The organism is Neisseria sp. P0014.S009, assembly GCF_051958155.1.
GTDB lineage: Bacteria > Pseudomonadota > Gammaproteobacteria > Burkholderiales > Neisseriaceae > Neisseria > Neisseria flavescens_C.
In genome coordinates this window covers 1-2,493 of record NZ_JBQCVS010000036.1, presented here as the reverse complement: position 1 = coordinate 2,493, position 2,493 = coordinate 1, and the positions used below count along the sequence as shown (strand labels likewise).

General features: G+C 53.6%; 2 protein-coding genes. Both read left to right on the top strand.

All coding sequences use genetic code 11. The annotated features are described in order from the left end of the window. Positions 1-24: 24 nt before the first annotated feature. Positions 25-402 (top strand): hypothetical protein, encoded by a 378-nt coding sequence (locus ACTHS4_RS11525; RefSeq protein WP_440365965.1) that lies wholly within the window; start codon positions 25-27, stop codon positions 400-402. Positions 403-413: 11 nt separating this feature from the next. Continuing rightward, on the top strand, positions 414-2,279 hold the full coding sequence (locus ACTHS4_RS11520; RefSeq protein WP_440365964.1) for a hypothetical protein: 1,866 nt from the start codon (positions 414-416) through the stop codon (positions 2,277-2,279). Positions 2,280-2,493 lie beyond the last annotated feature (214 nt).

The window sequence follows — 2,493 nt, the reverse complement described above, 5'->3', positions numbered from 1 at the left end:
CTCACAGCCTGGGAGCTGTAAGCCATGCCGAATTATGTTTTCCGCAGCCGTCTTGCCATTAAGCGCGGCAAGTTGCGTAGCAAAATCGTCAATCGGATTGGGCGAAGCCGTGCCGTCAAATCGCCGCATTGGAGATACGGCGGCCACGGCTATATCGCCGGCGAAGGTACGGGCATTGTTACGGTGGGCGGTCAGCCGGCTTCGCGCCGTATTTATCTGTTTGCCCGGCCTAATATGTACTGCATCGCCGATACTTGGAGCAAGGAAGACGGCAGCTACCGCTTTGACCGGCTCAAGGAAGACGAGGAGTATTTGATGGTGGCGACGGATTATAAAAAACAATACGAGCCTGTTTCTTATGATTTTATTAAGCCTTATGTCGAGCGTGACGGCGGCGGTTGAGGCCGTCTGAAATGTCCGAAGACAAAATTTATGCTGATTCGGCGCGTATCCCTTTGCCTTTCGGTTTGGCGATTGGCTCCCGTCCGTCATCCAAGCTCTTGCCGTTGGCGTTCAGACGGCCTTTACGCCATATTGAGGATGGCGGCGAGATTGTTCCCGATACGCCGCCTAAGCCTATTCCGTACCGCCCTCCGGATGGTTATGCGACTGTTTCGGGGGCGTGGGGCTTTGTGCAGCAGGCGGTGTCAACGCAGGTAGTGTGCGCGGCCGGTCGTTATGATTTGGGCGACATGGCTGCCCAAGTGTCGGGGATAACGGCGGAGGCTGTTGGGGAGGCGGTTTGTTTTCAGACGGCCTTTTCCGATATGCCTGAGTTGGAAAGCTACCTGCATGAAACGGTCGGCTTGTCTGACGGGGTTGCTGGTTGTATGCAGGCGGTGCAGGTCGGAATGGATGGTCTGGACGGCTGTCTGCATGATGCTTTCCCCGATGATTTGTTCTTAAGTGGTTGTAATGCGGACCGATCATCGGCAGGTCTTGGCGAGGCTTTGGCTGCGTGTTCGGGGAGTGTGTTTTCCGATGATGCGGCGGTTGGCGATTGTTTGGTATCGGAGGTGCGCGAGGCGGCGGTATTGGCACGTTGTGCGCATTCGCAAAGCCTTCCTGCTTTGGCTGTGCCTTGCGAGTATTATGAGATTCCGGTTGAGCCGGAGCCGGTTCCTGAAACTTATGTTTGCGGTATCCGCCCGCCTTCAAACCGTCTGCACCTGCGCTTTTACCGCAAAAAGATTGCACACGATGCGCGCCATATTCCGCTGCCGTTTGCTTGTTTTGATACGGTAAGCACTCCTGTTTTAGACGGATATATCATACAAAATATTATTAAGGCTACGGTCGACGGCCAGCCGATTGGGCTGTTTTCTGCGTCCTTTACGACTGATACTGCCGGTTATTGCTGGCAAGGCAGTTTGACGGTTTCTCCCGATGATTTCGCCAAGATTAATCCTGATGTCCGCCCGAAAGGCCGGGAAGCCGAAATCGAGGTGCAAATCAATGCGGATACTTTTGTCATCATCGCGGAAGATTACAGCGACAACCGCCGCTTCGGACAAAAGAGCTATACGGTAACCGGCCGCAGTGTTACCGCCCGTTTGGGCGCGGACTATGCGCCTAAAGGCCGTGGTACATACCGCAATCCGATTTATGCGCAACAAATCGCAACGGAGATTTTACGCCCGACAGGTGTGGATTTGGCCGGCTGGACGATGGTTGATTGGTTGATTCCGGGAGATGTGTATTCGTTGACCGATAAAACGCCGATTGCTGTTTTGCAAGAGCTGGCTCAAGCCGCCGGGGGATTTGTGGAGAGCGACCGCTCCCGACCTGTTGTCCGGTTTAAATCTAAGTGGGAAAAGGCTTCTTGGGAGGTTTCCGATGCGCCTGCCGATGTCAGTGTCCCTGTCAGCGTGATTTTCAGCATCAGCGGCCAGCGCAATGTATCGGAGCGTGCCAATGGGGTTTATGTTTGGCCGAGCCATAACAAGGGCAAGGGTGCGGACGTGTACCGCAACGGCAGTAACCGCGAGCCGCGCGCCTCCGCACTGACCAATGCGCTTTATACCGACCAGCCAGTCTTGCTTGCCGCCGGTATTGCCGCTTTAAGCGAGACTGGCGTTCATAAGCGCGAAACGGTGTCTTTACCGGTATCGGATAAATACGCCATTCCTATGGCGAATTTAGGCGAGATTTGGCAAATCAATGAGCCTTCGGGGAGCTGGCAAGGCGTGGTAGTTGGTGTGTCGATTGAGGTTAAAATCGAAAACGACACGCCTGTCGTTACTCAAAATGTAACGATAGACCGATATTTTGACGAGTGATTAAAGCTGGTTTAAAGATGCTTTAAAGGCCGTCTGAAAGCCATGTTCAGACGGCCTTTTATCTTTTTGTTGAGGATAACAAAATGACTAATCTGTATCAAAACTTGACGGCACTGCTCAACCGCGAACAGCGCGGCATCGCCAAAATAACGGGCGATTTGGGCGGCGGCTCATGGGCAGCGCAAACGCAAAGCGGCGGCAATCTTGTTTTAAG

Coding starts and splice junctions, on each gene's coding strand:
- ACTHS4_RS11525 (WP_440365965.1), top strand. CDS start 25: ATGCCGAATTATGTTTTCCGCAGCCGTCTTGCCATTAAGCGCGGCAAG.
- ACTHS4_RS11520 (WP_440365964.1), top strand. CDS start 414: ATGTCCGAAGACAAAATTTATGCTGATTCGGCGCGTATCCCTTTGCCT.